General features: G+C 72.1%; 22 protein-coding genes, 1 tRNA gene and 2 pseudogenes. 10 read left to right on the top strand and 15 right to left on the bottom strand.

Annotated features, from left to right (window positions below; genetic code table 11):
* Positions 1 to 90: 90 nt before the first annotated feature.
* The 8 genes and pseudogenes from ACKUU6_RS06885 to ACKUU6_RS06850 form a co-directional block, all read right to left on the bottom strand.
* Positions 91 to 1,779, bottom strand: a complete 1,689-nt coding sequence (locus ACKUU6_RS06885) for a SulP family inorganic anion transporter (protein WP_407987569.1) — start codon at positions 1,777 to 1,779, stop codon at positions 91 to 93.
* The gene (locus ACKUU6_RS06880) at positions 1,776 to 2,174 is read right to left on the bottom strand and encodes a GAP family protein (RefSeq protein ID WP_407987568.1); all 399 of its coding nucleotides are present in this window, start codon (positions 2,172 to 2,174) and stop codon (positions 1,776 to 1,778) included. The genes ACKUU6_RS06885 and ACKUU6_RS06880 overlap by 4 nt, the downstream gene beginning before the upstream one ends.
* A 146-nt stretch (positions 2,175 to 2,320) precedes the next feature.
* Positions 2,321 to 2,365: pseudogene (locus ACKUU6_RS06875) on the bottom strand (hypothetical protein); the annotation flags it as partial.
* A 175-nt stretch (positions 2,366 to 2,540) separates the two neighbouring features.
* The gene (locus ACKUU6_RS06870; RefSeq protein WP_407987567.1) at positions 2,541 to 4,094 is read right to left on the bottom strand and encodes a DUF1254 domain-containing protein; all 1,554 of its coding nucleotides are present in this window, start codon (positions 4,092 to 4,094) and stop codon (positions 2,541 to 2,543) included.
* A gap of 149 nt (positions 4,095 to 4,243) precedes the next feature.
* Positions 4,244 to 5,638 carry a DUF1254 domain-containing protein gene (locus ACKUU6_RS06865; RefSeq protein ID WP_407987566.1) on the bottom strand — a complete coding sequence of 465 codons (1,395 nt, stop codon included), beginning with the start codon at positions 5,636 to 5,638 and terminating at the stop codon, positions 4,244 to 4,246.
* 63 nt (positions 5,639 to 5,701) lie between these two features.
* Positions 5,702 to 5,854 carry a hypothetical protein gene (locus ACKUU6_RS06860; RefSeq protein WP_407987565.1) on the bottom strand — a complete coding sequence of 51 codons (153 nt, stop codon included), beginning with the start codon at positions 5,852 to 5,854 and terminating at the stop codon, positions 5,702 to 5,704.
* 238 nt (positions 5,855 to 6,092) lie between these two features.
* A complete protein-coding gene (locus ACKUU6_RS06855; protein WP_407987564.1) occupies positions 6,093 to 6,680 on the bottom strand; it encodes a QsdR family transcriptional regulator in 588 nt (195 codons plus the stop codon).
* Positions 6,681 to 6,714: 34 nt separating this feature from the next.
* Entirely contained in the window at positions 6,715 to 8,082 is a 1,368-nt protein-coding gene (locus tag ACKUU6_RS06850; RefSeq protein WP_407987563.1) for a hypothetical protein, read from the bottom strand.
* A 494-nt stretch (positions 8,083 to 8,576) separates the two neighbouring features.
* Here ACKUU6_RS06850 and ACKUU6_RS06845 point away from each other — a divergent pair.
* The 3 genes and pseudogenes from ACKUU6_RS06845 (at position 8,577) to ACKUU6_RS06835 (ending at position 12,545) form a co-directional block, all read left to right on the top strand.
* Positions 8,577 to 9,079, top strand: a pseudogene (locus ACKUU6_RS06845) (GNAT family N-acetyltransferase).
* A 352-nt stretch (positions 9,080 to 9,431) separates the two neighbouring features.
* A complete protein-coding gene (locus tag ACKUU6_RS06840) occupies positions 9,432 to 10,469 on the top strand; it encodes a hypothetical protein (RefSeq protein ID WP_407987562.1) in 1,038 nt (345 codons plus the stop codon).
* A 636-nt stretch (positions 10,470 to 11,105) separates the two neighbouring features.
* Positions 11,106 to 12,545, top strand: coding sequence for a tyrosine-type recombinase/integrase (locus tag ACKUU6_RS06835; RefSeq protein WP_407987561.1), 1,440 nt, complete (start codon positions 11,106 to 11,108; stop codon positions 12,543 to 12,545).
* On the opposite strand, the gene ACKUU6_RS06830 is transcribed toward ACKUU6_RS06835, so the two are convergent.
* The 6 genes from ACKUU6_RS06830 to pip all read right to left on the bottom strand — a co-directional run bounded on the left by ACKUU6_RS06830 (position 12,527) and on the right by pip (position 17,606).
* Positions 12,527 to 12,600: transfer RNA gene (locus tag ACKUU6_RS06830), tRNA-Pro, on the bottom strand. The two genes, ACKUU6_RS06835 and ACKUU6_RS06830, sit on opposite strands and share 19 nt — an antisense overlap.
* Before the next feature lie 134 nt (positions 12,601 to 12,734).
* A complete protein-coding gene (locus ACKUU6_RS06825; protein ID WP_407987560.1) occupies positions 12,735 to 14,075 on the bottom strand; it encodes an MFS transporter in 1,341 nt (446 codons plus the stop codon).
* Positions 14,076 to 14,155: 80 nt separating this feature from the next.
* Positions 14,156 to 14,941, bottom strand: a complete 786-nt coding sequence (locus ACKUU6_RS06820; protein ID WP_407987559.1) for a DUF1684 domain-containing protein — start codon at positions 14,939 to 14,941, stop codon at positions 14,156 to 14,158.
* A gap of 31 nt (positions 14,942 to 14,972) precedes the next feature.
* On the bottom strand, positions 14,973 to 15,842 hold the full coding sequence (locus ACKUU6_RS06815; RefSeq protein ID WP_407987558.1) for an acyl-CoA thioesterase: 870 nt from the start codon (positions 15,840 to 15,842) through the stop codon (positions 14,973 to 14,975).
* Positions 15,843 to 15,968: 126 nt separating this feature from the next.
* On the bottom strand, positions 15,969 to 16,589 hold the full coding sequence (locus tag ACKUU6_RS06810; RefSeq protein WP_407987557.1) for an alpha-ketoglutarate-dependent dioxygenase AlkB: 621 nt from the start codon (positions 16,587 to 16,589) through the stop codon (positions 15,969 to 15,971).
* 57 nt (positions 16,590 to 16,646) lie between these two features.
* Entirely contained in the window at positions 16,647 to 17,606 is a 960-nt protein-coding gene (pip, locus tag ACKUU6_RS06805; protein WP_407987556.1) for a prolyl aminopeptidase, read from the bottom strand.
* A 204-nt stretch (positions 17,607 to 17,810) separates the two neighbouring features.
* On the opposite strand from pip, the gene ACKUU6_RS06800 reads away from it, so the two are divergent.
* The 7 genes from ACKUU6_RS06800 to ACKUU6_RS06770 all read left to right on the top strand — a co-directional run bounded on the left by ACKUU6_RS06800 (position 17,811) and on the right by ACKUU6_RS06770 (position 24,183).
* On the top strand, positions 17,811 to 18,365 hold the full coding sequence (locus ACKUU6_RS06800) for a hypothetical protein (RefSeq protein ID WP_407987555.1): 555 nt from the start codon (positions 17,811 to 17,813) through the stop codon (positions 18,363 to 18,365).
* A 41-nt stretch (positions 18,366 to 18,406) separates the two neighbouring features.
* Positions 18,407 to 18,958, top strand: coding sequence for a sigma-70 family RNA polymerase sigma factor (locus ACKUU6_RS06795; protein WP_407987554.1), 552 nt, complete (start codon positions 18,407 to 18,409; stop codon positions 18,956 to 18,958).
* Positions 18,955 to 19,671, top strand: a complete 717-nt coding sequence (locus tag ACKUU6_RS06790) for a zf-HC2 domain-containing protein (RefSeq protein WP_407987553.1) — start codon at positions 18,955 to 18,957, stop codon at positions 19,669 to 19,671. The genes ACKUU6_RS06795 and ACKUU6_RS06790 overlap by 4 nt, the downstream gene beginning before the upstream one ends.
* A 264-nt stretch (positions 19,672 to 19,935) precedes the next feature.
* Complete coding sequence (locus tag ACKUU6_RS06785) at positions 19,936 to 21,204, top strand: ATP-grasp domain-containing protein (protein WP_407987552.1); 1,269 nt, start codon at positions 19,936 to 19,938, stop codon at positions 21,202 to 21,204.
* Positions 21,201 to 22,037 carry a Rossmann-like domain-containing protein gene (locus ACKUU6_RS06780; RefSeq protein WP_407987551.1) on the top strand — a complete coding sequence of 279 codons (837 nt, stop codon included), beginning with the start codon at positions 21,201 to 21,203 and terminating at the stop codon, positions 22,035 to 22,037. Before ACKUU6_RS06785 ends, ACKUU6_RS06780 begins: the two co-directional genes overlap by 4 nt.
* Positions 22,034 to 23,113, top strand: coding sequence for a PLP-dependent cysteine synthase family protein (locus ACKUU6_RS06775; protein WP_407987550.1), 1,080 nt, complete (start codon positions 22,034 to 22,036; stop codon positions 23,111 to 23,113). The genes ACKUU6_RS06780 and ACKUU6_RS06775 overlap by 4 nt, the downstream gene beginning before the upstream one ends.
* Entirely contained in the window at positions 23,110 to 24,183 is a 1,074-nt protein-coding gene (locus ACKUU6_RS06770; protein WP_407987549.1) for a dipeptide epimerase, read from the top strand. Before ACKUU6_RS06775 ends, ACKUU6_RS06770 begins: the two co-directional genes overlap by 4 nt.
* A gap of 36 nt (positions 24,184 to 24,219) precedes the next feature.
* Here ACKUU6_RS06770 and ACKUU6_RS06765 read toward each other — a convergent pair whose 3' ends face one another.
* Positions 24,220 to 24,882 carry a leucyl/phenylalanyl-tRNA--protein transferase gene (locus tag ACKUU6_RS06765; protein ID WP_407987548.1) on the bottom strand — a complete coding sequence of 221 codons (663 nt, stop codon included), beginning with the start codon at positions 24,880 to 24,882 and terminating at the stop codon, positions 24,220 to 24,222.
* Between the last annotated feature and the right edge of the window lie 4 nt (positions 24,883 to 24,886).

The following is a 24,886-nucleotide window of genomic DNA, read 5'->3' as shown; positions in this document are numbered from 1 at the left end:
GTCAGGTGCCGATGGGTCAGCTTCCACGCTATGAGCAGCAGCGGTGACGCGCAGTCGGGGCTACTGCGTCCGGGCTCGGCTGGCTCGCTGTCACGCGGGCTCCTGGGAGCGGGCGGCGATCCACGCCCGGGCGTCGGCGAGGGCGGCGTTCAGCGGGTCGAAGAGGGCGCCATCGGCGGCCACGATGCCGCCGGGGCCGAGGTGGTCGGCGAGGCCGGTGTCGGCGGCGATCTTCGCCAGCGGGGGCTGGACCCCGACCAGCATCAGCCGTCCGCCGGCCCGCTGGAGCTCGTCGGCCCTGCGGCGCAGGAGTTTGACCATCGCGGAGGACGGGACGTCAGGCAGGGCGCGCAGGACCAGGATCAGGACGGCGTCCTTCGCCGGTTCGGGCCACCTGGCGTCGATGCGGGGCAGTTCGGCGAACAGGCTGACACCGTTGTAGTCGAGGACGGTGACCTGACCGGGCGTCAGGGCGGCGGGTGGTGCGGCGGTTTCCCAGCGGCCGCCGTCGGCGGGCCGCAGGGCGACCAGGCGGGCCTGGCGGGCGGCCTGGGCGCAGTACAGCAGCAGGGAGAGGACGGCGCCGAGGATGATCGCCTGTTGCAGCGGTAGCTGGGTGGTGGCGAGGAAGGTGAGGACCATCGCGGCCGCCGACAGCGGTGAGGTCTTCAGGACGAGGCGGATGTCGGCGATCTTGCCGGTGATGAGTTCCGCGCCGACGACGATGATCAGGCCGCCGATGACGGGCATCGGGATGCGCTCGGCGAGCGGGGCGAGGGTGAGGACGATCGCGGCGAGCCACAGGCCCGAGAAGATCCCGGCCCAGCGGGTGCGGGCTCCGGCGGAGACGGCGACGCCGGTGCGCGAGAGCGAGCCGCCGACGGGGAGCGACTGGAAGAGGCCGCCGGCCACGTTGGCCAGGCCCTGGGCGGTGAAGTCGCGGTTGGTGTCGGGCTTGGAGCCGTCCGGGTTGGGGACGGTCGGCGAGATTCCGGCGGCCTGGGCGAGGGCGACCAGGGCGATGGAGACCGCGCCGCCGATCAGGTGCGGGGCGGCGGACCAGTCGGGGGCGGTGAAGTGCGGCAGCGCGGACGGGATGTCCGCGATGCCCTTGACCAGCTCCACGTCGGTGCCGAGCACCGCGATTGCCACGCTGACCGCGACCATGGCGACCAGCAGCGCGACGGTCCGCAGGCGCCGCACCGCGTGGGCGAGTGCCCAGACCGCGATGGTGGCGGCGGCGGTGAGGGTGGCGGCGAGCTGCCAGGAGCCGATGTGGGCGAGCCAGTCGGCGAGTTGGGCGAGCTTGTTGTGCCCGTGCGGCTTGTAGCCGGTGGCGTCCTTGAGTACGCCGGTGACGATTTGTAGGGCGATGCCGACGGAGAAGCCGGTCATCACCGCGTTGGACACGAAGGAGAGCACCACGCCGAGCCGCAGGACGCCCATCAGCAGCATCACCGCTCCGGTCATCAGCGCGAGCATCGCGATGGTGCCCGTGCTGGAGGCGTCCAGGCCGGCGTCGGCCAGGACGCTCTGGGCGGTGAGCGCGATGGCGCTGGTGAGGGTGGTGACCATCAGCACGGTGCGGGCCGTCAAGGAGCCGACGATCGCGGGGACGACGCCGGAGAACAGACCGGCGACCGGGTTGAACCCGGCGATCGCCGCGTACGCCATGCCTTCGGGGATGCTGAACAAGCCGGTCACCAGGCCGGCGGAGACGTCGGAGGGCTTCGGCCTGCCGAGCGGCGGGCGGCGGGCCTTGGGTGGGGCGGGCTTCACGCGGTCAGCGCGGAGATCGCGTCCCCGACGTACTTGGCGCCGAGTACGACCAGGACCACGGTCATGATCGCGGTGTTGTGGACGGACATCCACGCCTTCCAGTCGCCCAGCACCTTCGCGGACTTGTGGCCGCCGAGCAGGTAGACGCCGAGCGGGAGCAGGGTGCACAGCGAGCCGATGAGCACCATCAGCACGGCCGCCACCGTCTTGCCGCCGGCCGAGGCGGTGCTGGTGGAGATGGAGACGGCGCCGCCGATGGCGAGGACGAGGTTCTTGGGGTTCGCGGCGACCAGGACCGCTGCGAGGCCGGCCGACTTGGCGGGGGTGAAGGTGTCGAGGGCGCGCATCCACTTCGGCGGTTCGGCGACGTGCCTTCGCGGGGGCGGTCGTGCCACTGCTTGGCGCCCAGGAGGAGGAACAGCACGCCGAGGGCGAGCTTGAGCCAGTACGACCAGGTCGGCTTGTCCGCACCGGCGTCGATGTTCGAGCCGGCCAGCACCACGACGGTGGTCACCGCGGCCAGGGCCACCGTCCAGCCGGCGGTGAAGGCCGTGCCGTTCACCTTTCCCTTGGGGGTGGACAGCATAAGGATCACCGTGATCAGCGGCAGCGGACTGATGGCGATGCCGACCGCGGAGGCCAGCATCGAACCGATCGCCTCACCCATCGATGGGCCTCCTCGTCAGATGGTTGGTGAAGCCGGGGCAGGCGCACGGACCGAGAGCGGCGGGCCGCCCGAGGACGGGCCGCGCGCCGGTGGGTCAGCGGTGCGCGGCCCGGTCCGAGTGGTCGGTGTCGGGCATTGCGGGCCTCGGCCGGGCGGGCCGACTCGTGGCCGTGGTGTCGGTGCTCAGGAGCGGACGGTCAGCCGGGGACGTTGCCAGCGTCCGTCGAGGACTTCCGGGCCGGGGACGTTGCCAGCGTCCGTCGAGGACTTCCGGGCCGGGGACGTTGCCAGCGTCCGTCGAGGACTTCCGGGCCGGGGACGTTGCCAGCGTCCGTCGAGGACTTCCGGGCCGGGGACGTTGCCAGCGTCCGTCGAGGACTTCCGGGCCGGGGACGTAGACGCGGATCGCGATGGAGAACGGGCCGTCGGGCGCGGGCAGCCAGTTGGCCGCCCGGTCGGGGGCGGCGGGGCGTTCGCGTTGGACGTAGAGGGTGAGGGAGCCGTCGTCGCCGTACACCAGGCCGGGGGTGCGGTCGCCGATCGAGTAGCGGTCGATCGGGTTGTCGACCAGGAGCCGCTCGGGCAGGCGGTACATGGTGGCCGACCAGAAGAAGCGGGCGGGCGGGAGCTTCCCGGCGGGGAAGTGGAGGACGTAGTCGCGCTTGGCGGCGTCCGGCGGCTGGTTGCCTTGGTCGTCGGCGAGCCAGCCCGCGTACCAGGCTTCCTCGGCGGGCAGCCCGTACAGGCCCTTGTCGACGCCGACCGCGCGGGTCAGGTAGTCGCTGCCGTGCTGGGCGCGGGTGCCGAACCAGCCGGTGGAGTCCTGGGCCCGGGATGCGGCCGCGGTGAGAGTGGCCCGGCCGTCCGCGATGCCCTGCCGCAGTTGTTCGCGGACCTGCTCGGTGAGGGCGGCGGGTTCGAAGTCGCCGCTGCCGATGCCGAGTTCGGCCAGGCGGGTGCGCAGGTCGGCGTCGGCGGGCAGGACGGGGAAGAAGCCGAGCAGGAAGTCGAGGAGGGTGAAGAACTCGATGCTGTCGAGCGCGTCCTCCGGCCAGACGGGCCACTGCGGCTCGGCGACCTCCGGCGGTGCGGTGTGGAGGTGTTCGCTCAGCGGCTTCAGCACGTACTGGGACTGGATCTTCTCCAGGGCGGGCACGTCGTCCGGGCCGGCCAGGTAGGTGCGGCCCAGGATGCCGACCAGGTTCGTGTCGGCGCGCAGGACCCTGTCGAAGCCCTCGGCCGGGCTGTCGTGATGGCCGGGGCCGGTGATCAGGTAGCGGCCGGCTTCCTGGCCGGTGGTGCGGGAGCCGACGAACCCGACGTAGCTGGTGTCGAGGTCGTGCACGGGGATCACGTAGTAGCGGTCCATGGCCGGGACCTCGACTACCCACGGCTCGGCCCGCAGGTCCAGCCACGCCCAGGAGTAGGGGGTGTCGTTGTTGGGGGTGACGACGTCGGTGTTGGCCGGGGTGAAGGGGCGAGGGTAGTGGCGGAAGGTTCCGAAGCCGCCGACGTAGCGGGGGTCCGAGTCGTCGATGGCCTGCGGGTACATCGTCCGGTAGTTCTCCAGCAGCGCGTAGCCCCAGATCCAGGCATCCGCGGCGGTCTGTCGGACCGTCACCGGACCGGTCGGCCCCTCAGCACCCATACCGCACTCTCCTCAAATATGACTAAATGAGACATATCATGAACCGTGGCTGCGGGCGGCGCCGGACGGGCTGGCGGGACACCGATCGTCCAGTGGCCCGGGGACAGGTGTCCAGGTCGGCGGTGCCGGCTCTCGCGGACCGGGGTCGGTCAGGCGGGGGTGATGTCGCCGAGCTGCCAGGTGCGGTCGAAGTACGGCTCCAGCGGTCCGTAGAAGCGGAAGTAGGAGAACCAGTGCTTGCCCGGCAGGGTCTGCACCCAGTTCGACTCCCCGCCGGCGGGGGGTTCGGGACCGAAGTGCAGGTCGACCGATCCGTCGGCGTTGCGGACCAGGTCGGGGTCCCGGGAGCCGCGGTCGCCGCGCTGCTGCGGGTTGTCGATCAGGCAACGGGTCGCGGCGTCGTACACGGTGGCCGACCAGAACAGCTTCGCGGGCACCTCGGCGGGCACGTGCAGGGTGTAGGCACGGCCGCCGTCCAGCCACTGGCCGTCGGCGCCGGTGTACGCGGCCAGGTACGCCTGCCCCTGGCCGGGGGTCTGGCTCTTCATGGCGGCGGAGAAGCTCACGGCCTCGTAGAACCAGGCCGCGCGTTCCAGCAGTTGGTCGTGGTGCGCGGCGCGCTGGTCGGAGCGGTCCAGCATCAGGGCCAGGTCCCACTGGCGGTCTGGCCAGTAGCGGGAGCCGTCGAAGCGCTTGGCGAAGGTGTTCGCCTGGGCCATCAGCTCACCTGCTGCGGCGGCCCGGGTCAGGATGCGGGTCAGGCGCTCGTCGGGGGCGAAGGGCCTGCCCTTCTCGATCCCGAGCTGCTTCAGCGCCGCCAGGTAGAAGCGGTCGCGTTCGTCGACCACCTCGTCCTGGTAGATCGCGTGCAGTCGCTCCCAGTACTCCAGCCCGCGCGGCTGGTCACCGGACCACGGGCGGCCGTCCGGGGAGACGATCCGGGTGGCCGGTGCACTGTCACGCTGCCCGTACGGGTAGAGCCGGACCGCGTCCACGAGCTCCTTGGAGCGGACGGGGTCGGGGTCCAGGGTGCGGAACCCGAACATGATGTTGGTGCCGGTGGAGGTCAGCACCCGCAGGCCCTCGGTGTCCGCCGGAGCCTGCTGCCCGGGGGCGAGGACCAGGTAGCGGCCGCCCCGGCCCTGGTCGGGGCCCATCTCGCCCATCACCGCGACCTCGCGCTGCCAGAAGTCCGACACCCCACCCGCCGTCGCGCCGGCCGGAAGCTCGATCACCAGCGGTCCGGTGGCGGCGAGGTTGATGAAGTTGAGGATGTAGGGGGTGGTGGCGTTCGCGGTGATCAGACCGAGCCGGTCCCGGTAGGAGACGTAGTGGACCAGGTCGAACGGCCCTGCTCCGAAGACCTCCTGATGCACTTTCTGCCACTGCGCGTAACTCACCAGCGGCAGCGCCCACAGGTACGCCTGGCAGGCCATCTGATGGTCGAGCTCGTCGAAGACCAGAGGCAGGTCTGCCCGTTCGGGCAGCTCGCCGTCCATGCGCACCGAACCGAGCAGACCGGGAAGCTTCGCATCATCGCTCATGCACAGACGCTATGAGCGATCTTCGCCCCGCGCATCTCGACCGACGCGGAGTTTGACTGTCCGTCATGGGCCCGGCTGTCCTCCCGGGGCGGGGCAGCGGTGTCGGCCGGGCCGGTGCACCAGGGCCTCCCACACGAGGTCGCTCTGGCCGGGGACGGACCGTCCGGCCGCGCGCCAGGTGTGGGCCAGTTCGTCGTAGATCGGGGTCTCCGACAAGTGCAGGATCGTTTCGGCAAGCAATTCGCAGGCGCGAGAAGTCGTTCGCAGGGTCTTCGTCACCCTCTGGCCGACGACCCGGCGGACCTTGCGCAACGGCCCCGTCAACGCGCGGCCAGCACATGCCAATCTGTCGCGCCGCACGCCGCACTCACCAGCAGGCCGTGTCGACAGCACGCGGGCCCCGACCTCACGCCGGGCGCGCCACAGCGGTCCGGGGCCCGCCGGGCGGGCCGGGTCAGCCGGCCTGCGGGGGGTGGGCGAGGCCCTTCATGAGGGTGATGGCGCGGTCGATGGAGGCGTCCTCGCCGATCACGATCGGTGCCCACTGCAGGGCGGTTGCCAACTGGACCATCACCTCGACCAGCTGTGGTCCCACCCAGGGCATCCGGCTGTCGGCGAAGACAGCGCCGAAGCCCTCGCGCAGCGCGCCGGTGACCGCGCCGTCGTCGGCCATCAGGACCCGCAGAGCCGGCCCGGGCTCCCGCTGTGCGAAGGCGCGCAGTGGCGGGTAGTCGGCGGTGGTCTGCATGAAGTCCCGCAGGACGGTGAAGGCGCGTTCGGCGCCCACGCCGGGTGTGGTGGCGGTGGCCTGTTGGAAGGTGCGGCGGCTCATGCCCGCGAGGATCTCGCCGAGCAGGGCTTCGCGGTCGCCGAACCACCGGTAGAGCGTGGTGCGGCCGACCCCGAGCTGCTCGGCCAGGCTGCGCATGTCGAGCCGGTCGCCGGCGGTGAACCGGGCCCGCGCGGCGGCAAGTGCCGCCTCGCGGGTCACCCGGTCCTCCGCCGGAGCGGGCCGCGCGTCCTGCGGCCGTGTTGTCGCCATGCGCGACACCTTAGAGGGACCGCCGGGCCGGGCTCTAGCCGAGCTGGTCGGGACGGAAGCCGGCGGTCGTGGTGTAGAAGCCGGTGGGCAGGTACGGCCCCATGACCGCGGCTTCGTCCCCGGACACCCTGGTCTCCTGGGCGGTCTGGTGGAACCCGTCACCGGGCAGCATGTTGCGCAGCGTCAGGAGCGCGTCGTCGACGTGGCCGGCGCCGTCACCGTTGGTGGGCCAGGCGATCCAGGAGACGCCGTTGCGGGCGGTGGCGCTGGCTGGCCGGTCCTCGGGGCGGCTCATGACGACGGTGTAGTTGCCGTCGTGGTCGGTGATGAGCTGCTCGTCGTCCACGCAGCTCTGCTTCCCGTCGACCTTGGTCGACCACTTCTCGTAGGCGCACAGCGACCAGTAGCGCAGCTGCTCCTCGCGGACGACGCCCTGGCGGGTGCGGGTCTTGGGGGTGGTGGGCACCTTGCCGTGCAGGACCAGGACGGGGCCCAGGGCGCGGTTGGCGTAGGTGTAGACGTAGGCGTTGTCGATGTTGGAGTACTGGCCGACGGTGCGCGGCGGGTTGGGCAGGCAGCGGTCGTGGAAGTCGCAGGCGAGGGTCCATGCGGTGGTGTACGGGGCGCGCCAGGTGGGGCGGGCGGTGGCGGGGAAGCCGGTGGGCTTGCCGGGCTGGTCGCGGGCAGCGAGGTAGGCGTCCTTGGGCAGGGTGCGCAGCGGAGGCGGGCCGGGGACGGAGTTGAGGACACCGCAGACGTCGTTGCCGGTGAGGCGGGTGCCGTCGGCGAGGGTGAGGACGGGTTCGGGCAGTCCGGTGCCGCCGGTGAGGTCCCGGCCGTTGTCGGGGACGTAGACGCGGTAGATGACCAGCTGCTTGGAGGGGCCGCTGGTGGGTGCCTGGCCGGGCTGGCCAGCGTAGAGGGTGCCGGGCTGTCGTGTCGTGGGGTCGGCGGGGGCCGGGTCGGGTGAGATGTGCGCTGTGTAGGCGCGTCGCTTGTCGGGGACGGCGCGCGAGGCGCCGCTCTGGTAGGGGTTGAGCGAGCCGTCGACGGGCGGGGTCTGGAGGTCGTTGAGGGCGTCGACGGGGGCGCCGTTCGCGGTGTCGTAGGAGTTCAGCGACTGGTAGCGGGCGTGGGCGAACCGGCCCTCCAAGGAGAGTTTCGCGCCGGCGGGCAGGGTGTACTGCGCGGACCAGTACGTCGCCGAGGTGTCGAGGTAGGCGAAGTTGTAGCCCGGGTTGTCGGCCAGCCAGGCGTCGGACCAGAAGCACGATGCTGGCGCCGGGACGGGTTCGGGTTTGCCGCGGCTTGTCGCGGTGTGGGCGGAGAAGAGGACGGCGGCGGCCACCGCGAGGGCGGCGGCCGCGCGCAGGGACGAGCGCAGCGGGGTGGACGGGCGCACGGGGGAGTCCCATCGGATCGGGCGGCGCACACCGGCGGGCACCGCGATGGCGCGACGCTAATCCCGATGGAACACATCGTCAATATGTTCCACACGGTTGGATGCGCGACATTCGCGCCCATACCGCGACGACGGCGCCCCCGCGCGGCGCCCGCGCACATGACGGTCGTCTCCGACCTGATGGTCGCCAGCTGGCGACGGTGCGCCTTGGGCCGTCGTGGGGTGGCGGTTGAGCGTGGGCGAGGGGAGGAAAAGGGTGAGGGCGTGGCTCTTGCTGAAGCGTCACCTGCCGCCGTGAGGTCGGCGACGGCCGAGCGGCCGCGACGAGATCCACTTCTCGGCTGACGTCATCGCGGTTGCCACCCGTCATGCTGGGCTGGCGGCCTCGCCTACCACGGTCGAGAACGATCCGCGGCCTGCACGACGTGAACGCCCCCGGCCACAGGCCGGATAATCGGTGGCAGACCCGGCCAGTCCATGGTGAAGATCGCGGCATGGCCAACTTCCTGGAGACCGACCGGCTCGCCCTGCGCGCATTCACGGCGGCCGACGCCGACCCCCTGCTCGCCCTGGACAGCGACCCCGAGGTCATGCGCTTCATCAACGGCGGCCGCCCGACCAGCCGCCAGGCGATCGAGACGCGGACCCTGCCGCGGCTCCTGCACGACTACCCGTGCTGGGACACCCGCGGCTACTGGGCCGCACAGGAGAAGCCCACCGGCACCTTCCTGGGCTGATTCGAGTTCCGGCCGCTGGAGGAGCACAGCCCTGCGGTGGTCGAACTCGTCTGATCCACAAGGGGTTCACCGACCTGGAGGTCGGGCGGGTCACGGCGAACACGATGGCCGTCAATGCCCGTTCTCGTCGCGTCATGGAGAAGTCGGGCCTGTCCTTCGTCCGGGACTTCACCGGGGACCGGCCGGAGGCGATCGAGGGCTCCGAGCACGGTGAAGTCGAGTACGAGCTCACCTGGGCGGTGTGGGCACAGGCTCGATAGGCCTGGCTGGTTCGGTGATCCCGATCTCTGTGGCGCGCGGGTTGGCGCGTTCAGCAGCATCGGCGCCGGACACCTGCGGTCAGGAGCCGGAGCCGATCCGTTCCTGTTGCACCGCTCCAGCCGTCAAGGGGCGAGGCAGGGAGCGGGAGGGCGACAGACTGCGCCGCGGCTGATCTGGCGGTGCGTCAGAATGGCTTGCGCGAAGAGGCGTATGGAAGTTGATACCGGAGGTAGAGCCATGACGCGGTACTGCGTCGACCCCGATCGGCACGAGTTGATTGCGGCCTGGGGGACCGGGGAGGGGGATCTCGCGACCCGCATCGCCACCCTGCCCGCCGGTACGGACACTTCCGTGCTCCTGAGTCTGGCCCGGGCCCTCGCCCAGCTGTCCGAGGCCGCGTGGCGCACCTACACCCACCCGGCCAGTGCCGCCGGCTCGCTGGAGCCCAATTCCGAGGGCTGGCGCCGCGAGCGTGAACGCGAAGCCTTCGACGAGGTCGTCGACGCGATCACCAAGCCCCACCTGCCCAGCGGCGGGATGATGATGGTCTCCTACAGCCGCCTGGTCGAATCCGCGAACAGGATCGGACGCGCCCTCCACGACATCGACGACCCCGACCTCACCCAGGCCGTCCGCGGCGAGGTCGCCACCGAACTCGCCGCTGTCGAGAGCGCCGAGCTCGGTGACCTCACCGCCCGCGCCCAGCAGGCCGTTCTGCTCAGCCGCGAGGACGCCTCGCCGGTCCAGGTGACGGCCGCCGACCACCTCCTGGACCAGGATCCCTTCGGGCCAGTCGAACTCTTCTCCGCGATCGACCCGACCGCCGCGGCCGTGGCGGCGGCCCACTGGCTCGCCGCAGCGGCCGAAGTCGCCGCCGACGCCTCCGGACAAGACCCCACCATGGTGGTCCGCGCAGCCGACGACATCGAAGCCCTCCCACACGAGACCCCGACCCTGGTCCTCGGCCTCATCGACGACGGCGCCAGCCCCCACGAGGCCGTCACCGGCCTGGTCCGCCACGCCATGCACATCACCGACGGCCTGCTCCCCGACCCCACCGCCCTGCGCGAACAGCTCGACGACCTCGAGGAGACCGTCGCCGAGTACACCGGCGAGGACGAACCCGACCTCGAGAACATCGCCCTGCGCCTGACCCCGCTCGACCCGAAGCGGCCCGCCCGGGACCTGCTCGAGGACCTCCTCACCGGCATCCACGGCTGCTGGCTCATCCACAGCGAGTACGAGGACCTGGACGAGGAAGACCTCGACCTCGACGACGATGGTGAATGGGACGACGAGCAGGCCGAGCAGCGCCAGCGCGCCGGCCGCGAACGCTTTGCCCAGCTCGTCCGTGAAGCCGCAGCCCAGCACCGCGACCGCCTCATCTGAGCCCACCTGGACGGCAGCCCCGGCCAAGAACGGTCACTTTCCGTAACACCGAGCCGGTGCATGCACCGGCGGGCCAGTCCCCGCAGGCGATCACAGAACGTGACCGGCTGCGGGGCTGGTCCCGCAGTCGGGCCAAGACACGCTGGTTCCTGGCGAGGTGCTTGCAATCTCGGGCCGGGGGAGTGGTCGAGCCGCGGCCACGATGTCAAGGACCTCAACCCCCGCTCTTGCCTGGCATCCCCTCGACGGTCTCACCCGTACGCCCGCCCCCAACTCGCCAGAGGATAAGGCCAGGTGACGGTCCACCGGATCCTCGCACAGGACGTCCAGGGCGGGCACGGCCGTGCGGGCGTCGATCTCGGGCAGCGGGATGCTGACAGTGGCGCAGCTGAGAGCACTGCACTCACGTCGTCCACGAAGCTGCCGCGCATCACCGAAGACCGCCTCCATCTGACCAACCGAACGGAACCGAACACGCGGCCAAGGCGCTCGCCGCCGCTCTCCCTTAGCCGCTGGCCAAGGGAGATTCCCAGGTCAAACCCGATCTCGTGGGCCCGGTGGTCGCAGCGTGGTCGCCTGCCAGGCGCAGAATGGGAGGTGGAAGATCCGCGCGCTCGACCCTCCGAGGCGATCACCATGCGCTGCTCACCGAATCCGGACTACGACCGAGGACGTGTCTACCGGCGCTGTGGGTGCCGCGACGACCGCCGCCGCCAGCTTGGCACCAACTGCCCCCGCCTGGCGGCCGATCCGCACCACGGTACCTGGGCGTTCGCCGTCGACACCCCGCCCACGGACGGGCACCGCCGCACCATCCGCCGGGCCGGCTTTCCTGACGAAGTCGAGGCCCGCATCGCACTGCGGCGCTTCAACGAGGGCCTGGCCCTGTGCGTCATCACCGACCCCAGGCAGCGCACCGCCGAGTACCTGGGGGACTGGCTGGAGGAGAAGGAACTCCGCCTCAAGGCCACCACCATGGCCCGCTACCGCACCTACGTCGAGCAGGACCTGATCCCCGCCTTCGGCACCATCCCCCTGATCGACCTCACCCGCCAGCACCTGAGCGCGTTCGTCACCGCCCAACTGCGCAAGGGCCGCGGCAGGGTCACCGTCTACCGGATCATGGCCACCCTCTCCAGCGCCCTCGGCAGCGCCGCTTACAACGGCCGCCTGGCCCGCAACCCCGCCAGACCCCCGCTCCTGCCCCGCCCCGCCTCCGCCCCACGGCACCTGTGGACCGAGGAGCAGACCGCACGCTTCCTGCGCTTCACCCACGTCACCGACCCGCTCTACGCCGACCTCGCAGAGCTCGTGATCGGCTCCGGCATCCGCAGAGGCGAGGCACTCGCCCTGCGCTGGGACGACGTCCACCTCACCGACCGCGTCTTCTTCGTCCGCGCCACGCTCTCCGCCGTCGACAACAACCAGCTCCTGCTGACCGCACCGAAAACCAAGGGCAGCAGAATGTGGGTCGCCCTCTCCGACCGCGTCGCCCAAGCCCTCGACGACCGCGCCGGCACCCGAGCCTTCGGCAGCATCACCGACAGCGGGGGCTACGTCTTCCACCGCCACGGCCGCCCGCTCCATCCGAAGAACGTCCTCGACCACTTCCACCGGCTCTGCGACAAGGCCGGCGTCCCCCGCATCGCCCTCCACGACCTGCGCCACCTCACCGCCAGCTTCGGTCTCGCCGCCGGCGTCCCCCTGCCCGTCATCTCCAAGACCCTGCGCCACCGCACCCTGTCGACCACCGCGAACGTCTACGCCGACCTCACCCGCTTCGCCGCCCGCGCGGCCGTCGACGCCGTCGCCTGGACCCTCGACAACGCCGACCGCGCCATCCTCGGCCAACCCGTCTGCCACGCCCAGCGCCCCTGGCGCCAGCACCCGCGCCCGCACCGGCAACTGCCCGCATACCAGCAGGCACGAACAGACGAACTGTCAACGCCATGGCCGATGTGGCCCGGTGACCACCCTGCGACCACCAGGCTGACGCAGCAACAGAAAGAGCCGGCACCTGGTTTCCCAAGTACCGGCTCTCACAACCGACTTCACAGTCGGGACGACAGGATTTGAACCTGCGACCCCTTGACCCCCAGTCAAGTGCGCTACCAAGCTGCGCCACGTCCCGTGGTCCGGCTGCCTCGGCTCTGGGCTTCGGCTTTCCGACCGTGTCCCCGATCTCTCGGCGACGTGGAAAACAATACAGCACCGGGAGGGGTGCTCGTTGCCAGTTTCCGGGGCGGGGCGGGGGTGCCGTGCAGGTCAGGGGGCGGGGTGGTGGGCGTCGTAGTGGCGGAAGGCGGGGCGGCGGGCGGCGAGGAGGAGGACGGCGGCGGCGCAGGTCAGGCCGCCGGCGAGAAGGGCGGTGGTGGAGGAGGTGAGGGAGGCGGCGGTGCCGGCGACGAAGTCGCCGAGGCGGGGGCCGCCGGCCACGACCACGACGAAGATGCCCTGGAGGCGGCCGCGCATCTCGTCGGGGGCGCCGACCTGGAGCATGGTGTTGCGGAAGATCATGCTGATGCTGTCCGCGCAGCCGGCGGCGGCGAGCATCAGCAGGCCGAGCCAGAGGTGGGTGGAGAGGCCGAAGGCGGCGATGGCCAGGCCCCAGGCGGCGACACCGGTGACGATGGCCATGCCGTGGCGGCGGATCCGGGAGACCCAGCCGGAGAACAGGGCTCCGGCCAGCGAGCCGACGGCGGGGGCGGCGACCAGCAGGCCGACCGTGCCGGGGCCGCCGCCGTAGACGGTGACGGCGATGGCGGGGAAGAGGGCGCGCGGGGAGGCGAGGACCATCGCGATCAAGTCGGCGACGAAGCTGGTGCGGAGGTTGGGGCGGCTGCGTAGGAACCGCAGGCCGTCCAGGACGGAGGCGCGTTTGCGGGTGGCGCCGTCGCCGGGGCGCATGGCGGGCAGCCGCCACATCGCGTAGAGGGTGCCGCTGAACGCCAGGGTGTCCACCAGGTACGCGGACTGGACGCCGGAGCCGGCGATCAGCAGGCCGCCGACCATCGGTCCGACGGTGGTGCCGAGGCTCATGCTCATGCTGCCGAGCGCGTTCGCGGCCGGGAGCTGGTGGGGCGGCACGAGGCGAGGGATCATCGCCGACCGAGCCGGGGAGCTGAGCGCGAAGAAGCCGGACTGCAGGGCGACCGCCGCGTACAGCAGGCCGACCGAGCCGAGGCCGAGCAGGGCCTGGAGAGCAAGGGCGGCGGAGGTGAGGGCGAGCCCGGAGGAGCCCACCAGGCCGAGCAGACGGCGGTCGACGGTGTCGGCGATCGCGCCGCCGTACAGGCCGAGGCCGACCAGGGGGACGAGCGAGAAGAGGCCGACCAGGCCGGTTGCGAAGCTGGAGTGGGTGAGGGCGTACACCTGGACCGCGACCGCCACCGCCGTCATCTGCTGGCCGACGGCGGAGACCACCTGGCCGGTCCAGAGCCGCCGGTAGTCGGGGTGCTCGCGCAGCGGGCTGAGGTCGGCGAGCGCCCCCCGTCCGAGACGGCTCCACCGTCCGCCGGCGGTGGGGCCGGGGTCGGGGCGTATGGGCTCCGTCGGTACGGCGGCGGAGGCGGGCTCGGCGGGGGGAGTGGTCGACACAGGCCACATCCTCACCCACCGGCCCGCCGGAGCCGAAACGGTTTAGCGCCGTGCCCCGAAGGGTGCCCGGCTGTCGCCGTCCAGGCCGGCTACCGGGTCAGGACCTGCTTCTCGCCCGCCTCGACCGCCACCGGCAGCCGGTTGCCCGGCGGCGGGAAGGGGCAGACGAAGTGGTCGGCGAACGCGCACGGCGGCAGGTAGGCCCGGTTCAGGTCGAGCACCGTACGGCCTTCGGCGTCCGGCGCGGGCAGCGTGATGAAGCGGAACCGGTACGTCCCGCGGCCGCTGCTGGCGTCGGCGATCACGCCGCTCAGCCGGTCGCCCGCGCGGCTGACGGTGAGGGTGTGCGGCTCGCCGGCCAGGTGGAAGGCGATCTGGCCGGTGACCGCGAGCGGTCGTTCCCGGCCGTCGGCGTTCGGCACCAAGACGTCGCGGTCGCTCTCGAAGGGCGTGAAGACGGCGGGCACCGCCCACTCCGGCGCGTACGGGTGGACCGAGATCCCGGCGAACGCCCCGCGCGCCGGGGAGGCGGGGTCGAAGACCCGGAGCGCGAGTTCGCCCTCGCGCTCGATGGGCACCAACAGGATCTCGCCGAACGTCAGCAGGTCGGCCGCCGGATCGGTGTCGGGGCGCAGCTCGACGGTGCCGTCCACGGGGCCGTCCGCACCCTTCACCCGTAGGCCGTCGGCCGCCACGGCCCGGACCCGCACCGTGCCGTCGGTGGCCCACCAGTGGCCGGGCAGGCCGGGGATCGCGGTGGGCTCCGGCTCCAGCCAGTGGGTGCCGGTGAGGGCGACTGCCCCGTGCGGAGTGCTGACGGACGCCGTGCGGCGCTCCGTCCAGTGCTTCCATTCCTCGGCGGCGGTGTCGGTCATGGTCCTGGTCCTCCCTGGTGGACGTGCTCGGTCAGGCCCGTCGGTCGCCGAGCGGCCGGAACAGCCCCTCCTGCATCACCGAGACGACCAGACGGCCGTTGCGGTCGTAGATCTGACCCCGCGCCAGGCCGCGTGCGCCGTGCGCGATCGGCGACTCCTGCTGGTAGAGCAGCCATTCGTCGGCCCGGAACGGGCGGTGGAACCACATCGCGTGGTCGAGCGAGGCCATGTCGAAGTTCCGGGTGCCCCAGAGCGGTTCGACCGGGGCCCGGACGGAGTCCAGCAGCGTCATGTCGCTCGCGTAGGTGAGCGCGCAGACGTGGATCAGCGGGTCGTCGGGGAGCGCGCCGTTGGTCTTCAACCAGACCCCGCTGCGGGGCTCGACCCCGACCAGCTCCTCCTGGGTCCACCGCAGCCGGTCCACGTACCGGATGTCGAACGGCTGCCGGCGGCTGATGAACGGCGGCAGCTCGCCGAGCCGGGCGCCCACCTCGTCCAGCGCACTCGGCAGGTCGTCCGGGCCCGGTACGTCCGGCATCGCCTCCTGGTGCTCGATGCCGCCCGCCTCGGGCACGTGGAAGTCGGCGGTCAGCGCGAAGATGCTCCGCCCCTGCTGGATGCCGAGCACCCGGCGGGTGGTGAACGACCGGCCGTCCCTGATCCGGTCCACCTGGTACACGATCGGCACCCCGGGCACGCCGGGCCGGAGGAAGTAGGCGTGCAGCGAGTGCACCGGGCGGTCGCCCTCCACCGTCCGCCCCGCCGCCACCAGGGCCTGCCCGGCCACCTGTCCGCCGAAGGTCCGCTGGAGGGCCTCCTCCGGGCTGCGCCCGCGGAAGATGTTGAGCTCGATCTGCTCCAGGTCGAGCAGGTCCACCAGCTGGTCGACGGGGGTGCCCATAGTCGTGTCGTCCTCTCTCGGCCGGGCCGTGTGCCGGGCCCGACGCTGCGTTCGTCTACCCAGAAGTCTGCACACCCGGCCCGCATTCCCGCGCCCGGCCGCCCGCCGCCGGGAGGTGGAGAGCGCTCAGTTCACGCCGCGTGGGCGGAACTGGATGCTGATCCGCGGCCCGACCGGGCGGGAGGTCTTCGGTACGGCATGCTCCCAGGTGCGCTGGCACGAGCCGCCCATCACCAGCAGGTCCCCGTGCCCGAGCGGGTACCGGACCGACCCCGCGCCCCCGCCGGCCGGTCGCAGTGCCAGCGCGCGCGGCTCGCCGACCGAGACGATCGCCACCATGGTGTCCTCCGCCCGGCCCCGGCCGATCCGGTCCCCGTGCCAGGCGACGCTGTCGTTCCCGTCCCGGTACAGGCAGAGCCCCGCCGTCACGAAGGGTTCGCCCAGCTCCTCGCGGTAGTACGCGCTCAGCTGCTCCCGCATCTCCACCAGCACCGGATCGGGCAGCTCGTCGCCGACCCCGAAGTACGCCAGCAGCCGGGGCACCGCCACCACCCGCTCGTACATCTCCCGCTGCTCGGCCCGCCACTCGACGCCGTCGGCCAGCCGCTCGAACAGCGCGTCCGCGCCGCACACCCAGCCGGGCAGCAGGTCCACCCAGGCCCCGCGCCCGAGCTCGGTCCGGCGCACCCCGGCGAGGGGCCCGAGCTCGGGGCGGTCGGCGCTCAGCAGTGATCCCTGGAAGTGCATGATTCCAGCGTACGCCCTCGATCGAATGGATGTTCTAATTCGGAGGGCTGTGCAGGGCTAGCGGTCCTTGAACTCTTCGAGGGCCGCTCGGACGACCTTCGTCATCGCCTCGCTTCCGACGTGGCCCGAGTCCTCGAAGATGTGGAGCCGCGCGTCGGGCCACGCCTTCGCCAGTTCCCAGGCCGTCTGCACCGGGCTGCCCATATCGTGGCGGCCGTGCGCCAGGACGCCCGGGATCCCGGCCAACCGGTGGGCGTTGCGCAGGAGTTGGTTCTCCTCCAGCCAGGCTCCGTTGCCGAAGACGTGGGCGCAGATCCGGACGAACGCGATCCGGGCGTCGGCCTCCCGATCGCTGTACATGCCGGGCATGCCGTTGGGCTCGTTCGAGATCACCGCGTCCTCCCAGGCGAGCCAGTCGGTGGCGGCCTTCTCCCGCACCGCCCGGTCGGGGTTCTCCATCAGCCTGGCGTACGCGGCGAGCAGGTCGCCGTCCCGCTCGCCCTCGGGCACGCCGTCGCGGAAGCGGTCCCACGCCTCCGGTTGGAACCGTCCGGCGCCCCGGTACAGCCAGTACGTCTCGGCCGGGCTGGTGGTCGTGACGGCCTGGATGACGATCTCGCTGACCCGCTCCGGATGCTGCTGTGCGTACGCCAGGATGAGCGTCGATCCCCAGGAGCCGCCGTTCAGCAGCCACTTCGTGATGCCGAGGTGTTCCCGCAGGCGCTCCATGTCGTCGATCAGGTGTTGCGTGGTGTTCAGGCTCATGTCCGCTGCCGGGTCACTGGCGTGCGGGGTGCTGCGACCGCAGTTGCGCTGGTCGAAGCGGATGAGGCGGTAGCGCTCGGGGTCCCACGCCCTGGTCGGCCGCCGCGGCGCACCCGACCCCGGGCCGCCGTGCACGAAGAGGGCCGGCTTGCCTTCGGGGTTGCCCAACTGCTCGTAGTAGACGCGGTTGCCGTCTCCGGTGTCGAGCATTCCGTGGTGGTAGGGACTGGTCGGAGGATAGAGATCAGTCATAACCATCGATCGTAGGTGCGGTCGCGGTGGCCCAGGTGTGGTTCTGCTGCCAACTCACGAGATCTCCGAAGGCGTTGGGTCGCGGCCTGTCCGGTGTACGGAAGGCCGGCCCGAGAGAATTTTGGCGCGTCGTTGAGTGCTCCGCCGGTCGGCTCCGTACTGATGGGTGCGAACGTCCATCCGACCCCTTGGGGGAGACCACCCATGCGCACCCTTCGCCGCACCGCGTTGCTGACCGTCCCGGCCACCGTGGCCGGTCTGCTGCTCACCGCCTGCGGCTCGGACGGCAAGCCCGCCGCGACCTCCATACCCACCCCCGCCGCGTCCGCCTCGGCGCCGGCCACCTCCGCGCCCGCCGCCGACAAGGACGTGCTGAAGGGCTCACTGGCCGCCGGGAAGACCGAGAAGTTCGGGCCGGTCGTGCTGGACGGCCTGGGCTACACGCTGTACCGCTTCGACAAGGACACCGCCAACCCGTCGGTCTCCAACTGCAACGGCGACTGCGCCGTCAAGTGGCCGCCGGTGCCGGTGAGCGCGGGGAGTACGGTCCAGGGGATCAGCGCCGGACTGGTCGGCAGCGTCACCCGGGCCGACGGCACCAAGCAGCTCACTCTCGGCGGCTGGCCGCTGTACCGCTTCGCGGGTGACAAGGCGCCGGGGGAGACCAACGGTCAGGGCGTGGGCGGCATCTGGTTCATCCCGGCCCCGGAGGGCACGAAGGCCGCAGCCGCCGGTGGCACCGGCGGCAACGGCTACTGATGGCGTCCGTGACCCCGCTGCTGCTCGACGAGGAGAGGCGCATGCGGCACGATTCGGCCGTGACCACCGGAGCGCGGAACGAGGCGGTGCAGGGCGAGGAGCTGATCCGCGCCCTGCACGACCAGCACGCCGCGGCACTGCTGACCTTCGTGATGCGGCTGGTCGGCGGCGACCTGCACCGGGCCGAGGACGTGGTGCAGGAGACGCTGGTCCGGGCCTGGCGGAACATCCACCGGCTGGAGCCGGCCGCCGCCTCGCTCCGCCCCTGGCTGGTGACCGTCGCCCGGCGGATCGTCATCGACGGCCACCGGAGCCGGCGGTCGCGCCCTCCCGAGGTGGGTGACGCGATGCTCGAAGTCATGCCGGCAGAGGACGAACTGGAGAAGGCGCTGCGCCTGATGACCATCTCCGACGCCCTGGACGCCCTCACCGAGCCGCACCGGCAGGTGATCGTCGAGACCTACCTCAAGGGACGTACGGTGAACGAGGCCGCCGCCGTGCTCGGCGTGCCCGCCGGTACCGTACGCTCCAGGGTCTTCTACGCGCTCCGCTCGCTCAAGATCGCACTCGAGGAACGAGGAGTGACATCGTGACGTCCCCGCAGGAGCAGCACCTCGACGTGGGTGCCTACGTCCTCGGGTTGCTCGAACCGGAGGAGATGGCGGAGTTCGCCGCCCATCTGGCGGACTGCGCCCGGTGCACGGCCGAGGCCGAGGAGCTCTCCGGACTGGAACCGCTGCTGGCGGAGTACGCGGACGCGGTCCACCCTGGGGCGGACGCCGTCCCCGGCGACGAGTTGCTGGGGCGGATGGTCGTCGAGGTGACCCGGGTACGGCGCGCCTCGCGTACCCGCCGGCTCTTCCTGGTCGCCGTCGCCGCCGCGGTCCTGGTCGCGGGACCGTTCGTCGGCGCGTCCCTCAAGGAGGACGACGGCCCGGGCGCTCCGGTGGCCCACTCCACCAACCCCGCACAGGAGTTGCTGGACCACGGCACCGTCCGTACGGCCTCCGACCGGACCACCGGAGCGGTCGCCACGGTAGCCCTGGAGGACAAGAAGTGGGGCACAAACGTCGCCCTCCGGCTGGCCGGGATCAAGGGACCGCTGTCCTGCTCCCTGATCGCCGTGTCTCGTGACGGTCAGCGCCAGACCGTCACCAGTTGGGCCGTCCCGGACGCCGGTTACGGCATCCCGGCCCAGCAGGACGCCCTGCTCACCCAGGGAGGTGTCGGCTTCCCGGCGGCCCAGATCGACCACTTCGAGGTTCGCACCACGGAGGGCAGCGAGCTGGTCGCCATCCCGGTCTGACCGCGAACTCGCCCTGGCTGACCGGTGTCCGACGGAGGGGGACCGGCGTCGAGCACGGGGGCCGCCGAGGTGGGTCACCTCCAGGGTGACCACGTGGCAAGGCTGATGACTGGTCATCAGATCATCCCTGCGGGTGGTCGGCCGGTGGCCGGGACCACACTCTATCTGGAAACAGTTTCCATGTAGGCGTTTTGAAAATGAAAACGCATGTCGGCTAGGTTCTGCTCTCATACCGTCCTGCCGGATGGAGCGAGAGGGAGATCCGTGGCGCATCTGTTGGTGATCGAGAGCTGGGTCGGGTCCATGAGCAGACTGCTGCCCAGGGCCATCGGCGAGGGCGGACACCGGTTCACCTTCCTGACCCGGGACCTGCACCACTACCTGCGGGCCGCGCCGGCCGACACCACCCACCCGCTGCTGGCGGCCGTCAACGTGCTGACCGCCGACACCAACAATCCGGCCACGCTGCTCCCGTACCTCGAGCGGCTGCACCAGGTGCTGGGCTTCGACGGGGTGGTGTCGTCCTGTGACTACTACCTGCCCACGGTGGCCCGGGTGGCCGAGCGGCTCGGACTACCGGGGCCCTCGGTGGACGCCGTCACGGCGGCCTGCCGGAAGGACCTGACCCGGCAGCGGCTGGCCGATGAGGGGGTGCCGGGGCCCTGGTTCGCGCTCTGCCGGGACCGGAACGACGCGGTCGCGGCGGCGGCCGGGATCGGCTACCCGCTGGTGGTCAAGCCGGTCGACCTGTGCGCCGGGATGCTGGTCCGCAAGGTCGCGAGTGAGGCGGAACTCAACGCCACGTTGCGGGAGTTGGAGCAGTTCCCGATGAACGCCCGGGGGCAGCGACGTCAGCCCATGGTGCTGCTGGAGCAGCTGCTCACCGGGCCCGAGGTGAGCGTCGAGACGGTCTCGTACGGCGGCCGGACCGAGGTCGTCGGGGTCACCGGCAAGAGCATCGGCGGGTCGCCCGCCTTCATCGAGACCGGGCACCTGTTCCCGGCCGCGCTCGACGCGGCGGACGCGGCGGCGGCCGCCGACACCGCCGTCCGGGCGGTGGCCGCGCTCGGCCTGGACCAGCTGGTCGCGCACACCGAGATCAAGCTGACCCCGCGTGGCCCCCGGGTGGTCGAGGTCAACCCGCGCCCGGCCGGGAACCGGATCACCGAGCTGGTCCGCCGGGTCTCCGGGATCGACCTGGCGGCGGCGGCCGTGGACGTCGCGCTCGGGGTCACCCCCGACCTGACGGCCCGTCCGACCGGCGTGGCCAGCGCCGCGATCGCCTTCCTGCTGCCGGAGCGGGACGGTCTGCTGGCCGGGATCGACGGCGCGGAGCAGGTCGGGCAGGAGCCTGCGGTGGTCGAGCTCACCCTCGCCGAGCCCGGCCGCCAGGTCCGCCGCGCGGTCAGCAACAACGAGTACCTCGGCCACCTGCTGGCCACCGACACCGAGGGTACCGCCGCGCTCGACACCGCCGAGCGGCTGCTCGCCCGGCTGGTGCCCTGTTACGCGGAGGAGGCGGTGCAGGGATGACCACCACCAGGACCGACTCGGTCGGCCGACTGGTCGAGCGGGTCAACTCCGGTGCCTACGGCCTCGTTCCGGCGGCTGGGCAGATCGTGCTGGCCTTCACCACCAGTCAGGCCGTCCGCCACCAGGGCCGTTCCGGCAGGTACCGCAACGAGGTGCTCAGCCTGCGGCTCGGTGCGGCCGTCGGGTCCTGTGCGGTCGAGCCCGGCGCCCTGCCGTCCGGCGCGCTGGACGACTGCGTCGGCGCGAGCGTCGCCGAGCTGCTGGAGCACCCGCTCCTGCCCGTACGGATCGCCGCGCTGGACGCGTTCCTGCTGCTGGCCCGCCCGCACACCCGTGCGCACGGCGCCCGTCCGGTGCCGATCCCGGCCGGGAGCACGCTGGCCCGCTCCCGGGCCCGGGCCCGGGCGGTGGTCGGGCTCGTACCGGCCGAGGCCCGGCGGGTGCTGGTGGTCGGCGTGGTCAACTCGCTGCTGGAGCAGCTCCGAGAGCGCGGCACGGCGTACCTCCCGTGCGACCTCAAGGGCGGCCGGACGGAGTGGGGTGAGCCGATCCGGACCGAGGCCGAACTCGACGACTGTGACGCCCTGTTGGTCTCCGGCATGACCCTCGGCAACGGCAGCTTCGAGCTCTTCGCCGAGCATGCCAGGCAGACCGGCAAGCCCTTGGTGATGTTCGCCCAGACCGGCAGTGCGGTGCTGCCCAGACTGCTGGGGGACGGGGTCACGGCGGTCAGCGCGGAGCCCTACCCGTTCTTCTGGCTGGACGGCGGTCCCGGCACCATCCACCTGTACGGCGGCCCGGCCACCGCGCAGGGCGACGGGGGACCGCGATGACCACCGCCGTACGCCCGCCCGTCACCGCCAACCCCGAGCTGCTCTCGCTGCTCGGCCACACCCCGCTGGCCCGGATCAGCGCGCCACTGCCGCAGGCGCACCCCGGCTTCTGGGCCAAGCTGGAGTGCCTCGGCGCGGGCGGCATGAAGGCCAGGTCGGCCGTCGCGATGTTGCGCGGCGCCCACGCCCGGGGCGAACTCCGGTGTGGGGCGCCGGTGGTGGAGTCCACCTCGGGCACCCTGGGGATCGGCCTGGCCTTCGCCGGACAGGCCCTCGGGCACCCGGTGGTGCTGGTCGGCGACACCGAACTGGAGCCCTCCATGCGCCAGTTGCTCCGCTCGTACGGAGCCCGGCTGGAGCTGGTCGACCGCCCGGCCGAGCGCGGTGGCTGGCAGGCCGCCCGGTTGGCCCGGCTGCGCGAGGTGCTCGACCGGCTGCCCGGTGCGTACTGGCCCGACCAGTACAACAACCCTGACAACGCCGCTGGTTACCTCTCGATGGCCCGCGAGCTGACGGACCAGCTCGACCACTTGGACGTGCTGGTGTGCAGCGTCGGCACCGGCGGCCACAGTGCCGGGCTGGTCGAACCGCTGCGCCGCCGCTGGCCCCGGCTGCAGGTGATCGGGGTCGACTCGGTGGGCTCGGCGATCTTCGGACAGCCCGCCAGGCCCCGGCTGATGCGCGGTCTCGGCAGCAGCATCCACCCGCGCAACGTGGGCTACCGGCACTTCGACGAGGTGCACTGGGTCGGCCCGGCCGAGGCGGTGGACGCCTGCCGGCGGCTGGCCAGGGGCAGTTTCGTCAGCGGGGGTTGGAGCACCGGGGCGGTCGCGCTGGTCTCCGCCTGGGCCGCCAGGGTGCAGCCCGGCGCGGTGGTCGCCACCGTCTTCCCGGACGGCCCGCACCGCTACCTGGGCACGGTCTACGACGACGACTGGTGCCACGCCCACCGGTTGCCCGCACCGGTCACCCGACCGGTGGAGATCCCGCACCCGGGCGCCGTCGAGGTGACCGGTTGGGCCCGCTGCCGCACCGTCATCGACCCCTTGGAGACCCGGCCGGAGCCGCGACCGTGAGACTCGACCTACGGGTGGTGGAACTCCACCTCACCGAACCGCTGCGGATCTCCCGCTCCGTCATGACCTCGCGCGACGCCGTCGAACTGGCCGTCAGGCACGGTGGGTTGAGCGGCCACGGCGAGGTGGTCGCCAGCTTCTACCTGGGCCTGCCCACCGAGGAGGTCCTCCGCCACGGCCGGGCCCTGGACCTGTCCAGGTACCCCGATCCGGAGACCGCCCTGATCGAACTCCAGCGCCTGGAGGCTCCGTTCAAGGAACTGCCACCGGGAGTGCTGGCCGGCGTCGAGGCCGCTCTGCTCGACCTGGTCGGCAAGCGCGCGGGCGCCCCCGTGCACCAACTGCTGGGGCTGCTCGGAACCCCGGCCGCCGCCACCGCCAGGACCATCGCCATCGTCGACCCGGGTTCGGCCGCCGCGCAGGCCGCCCGACTGGCGCTCAGCGGCTTCCGGGTGCTCAAGGTCAAGGCGGGTTCGGCTGATCCCGAGGACGACCTGGCCCGGGTCCGGGCGGTCCGGGAAGGGGCTCCCGACGCCGAGTTGCTGCTCGACCCGAACGGCGCCTGGACGGTCGCGGAGTCGCTGGCGCTGGTACCCCGGTTCGCCGAACTCGGGGTGACCGCGATCGAGCAGCCCACCGCGCCCGGGCACCCGGAGTGGCTGGCCGAGGTGGCCGGGTGCTCCGAACTGCCGGTGATCGCCGACGAGGATGCGGTCTCGTCGGAGGACGCCATCCGGTTGGCCGGCCGGGTGCACGGCATCAACATCAAGCTCGCCAAGTGCGGCGGCGTCTCGGCGGCGCTGCGGATCTGTGCCGCCCTGCACGGCAGCGGCACCGACGTGATGCTCGGCTGCCTGACGGCCAGTTCGCTCGGCATCGCCCCCGCCGTACACCTGGTCGACCGGGCCCGCTGGGTCGATCTGGACGGTCACCTGCTGCTCCGGCACGACCCCTGGCGCGGCATCGGCGGCCACGACGGCGTGGTCCGGGCCGCCGACCGGGCCGGGCTCGGCGTCCACCCGGCCGAGGTGAGCGGGGGAGAGCACTCCGACGCCGAGGCGAACGCGTGAGGATCCGGTCCCCGGGGCTTCCGCACGGCCGGACCGTCAGGCGCCCAGCGGCGGCGTGTCGGGTTCGCCGAGCACCGCCAGGTAGCGCTCGCGCGGCAGCAACTCGGCCCCCAGCGAACGGATGTGGGGGCTGTCCCACTGCGCGTCCAGCAGCCGTCCGCCGACCGCCGCGAAGCGGGTCGCCAGCCCGGCCAGCGCCGCCGTACCGGCGCCCGGCCGGCGGTGGAACATCGAGTCCAGGCTGAGCACCGGCCCCACCGCGACCCCGTACACCCCGGCGACCAGCTCCTCGCCCTCCCAGACCTCACCGCTGACCGCCCGGCCTTCCCGGCGCAGGTCGTGCAGTGCGTCGGTCAGCTCGTCGGTCAGCCAGCGCGGTCGGCGGTCGCGGCGGCACTCCTCCAGGACCCGCTCGAAGGCCCGGTCTACCGTGCAGTTCCAGCGCGGCCGGGCCCGCAGCCGGTCCACCGCCAGCACCGGGCGGGGGTCAGGTGACCACCAGGCCACCGCGTACGGGTCGTCCCCGCCGACCAGGGCGGCCGGACCGTCCGCCCAGCGCGCCTCGTTGAAGGCGGCGAGCACCGGATCGGCGGCCGGGAAGGGGAAGAGACCGGCTCGGTAGGCGCCGAGCAGGGTAGCGGCGTCCAGCGTCCCGCCGAACGCCACCGGCCCGTCGGCGGGTGCGTCGGTCAGGTCCAACTCC

The sequence above is a fragment of the Kitasatospora sp. CMC57 genome (assembly GCF_045866025.2).
Classification (GTDB): Bacteria; Actinomycetota; Actinomycetes; order Streptomycetales; family Streptomycetaceae; genus Kitasatospora.
This window is presented reverse-complemented; position numbering and strand designations above follow the sequence as displayed.

Bases quoted from the DNA above. Each gene is read 5' to 3' on its own strand.
- ACKUU6_RS06870 (WP_407987567.1), bottom strand. From the start codon at position 4,094: ATGGGTGCTGAGGGGCCGACCGGTCCGGTGACGGTCCGACAGACCGCC.
- ACKUU6_RS06865 (WP_407987566.1), bottom strand. From the start codon at position 5,638: ATGAGCGATGATGCGAAGCTTCCCGGTCTGCTCGGTTCGGTGCGCATG.
- ACKUU6_RS06855 (WP_407987564.1), bottom strand. From the start codon at position 6,680: ATGGCGACAACACGGCCGCAGGACGCGCGGCCCGCTCCGGCGGAGGAC.
- ACKUU6_RS06835 (WP_407987561.1), top strand. From the start codon at position 11,106: ATGCGCTGCTCACCGAATCCGGACTACGACCGAGGACGTGTCTACCGG.
- ACKUU6_RS06825 (WP_407987560.1), bottom strand. From the start codon at position 14,075: ATGTGGCCTGTGTCGACCACTCCCCCCGCCGAGCCCGCCTCCGCCGCC.
- ACKUU6_RS06820 (WP_407987559.1), bottom strand. From the start codon at position 14,941: ATGACCGACACCGCCGCCGAGGAATGGAAGCACTGGACGGAGCGCCGC.
- ACKUU6_RS06815 (WP_407987558.1), bottom strand. From the start codon at position 15,842: ATGGGCACCCCCGTCGACCAGCTGGTGGACCTGCTCGACCTGGAGCAG.
- ACKUU6_RS06810 (WP_407987557.1), bottom strand. From the start codon at position 16,589: ATGCACTTCCAGGGATCACTGCTGAGCGCCGACCGCCCCGAGCTCGGG.
- pip (WP_407987556.1), bottom strand. From the start codon at position 17,606: ATGACTGATCTCTATCCTCCGACCAGTCCCTACCACCACGGAATGCTC.
- ACKUU6_RS06800 (WP_407987555.1), top strand. From the start codon at position 17,811: ATGCGCACCCTTCGCCGCACCGCGTTGCTGACCGTCCCGGCCACCGTG.
- ACKUU6_RS06795 (WP_407987554.1), top strand. From the start codon at position 18,407: ATGCGGCACGATTCGGCCGTGACCACCGGAGCGCGGAACGAGGCGGTG.
- ACKUU6_RS06780 (WP_407987551.1), top strand. From the start codon at position 21,201: ATGACCACCACCAGGACCGACTCGGTCGGCCGACTGGTCGAGCGGGTC.
- ACKUU6_RS06775 (WP_407987550.1), top strand. From the start codon at position 22,034: ATGACCACCGCCGTACGCCCGCCCGTCACCGCCAACCCCGAGCTGCTC.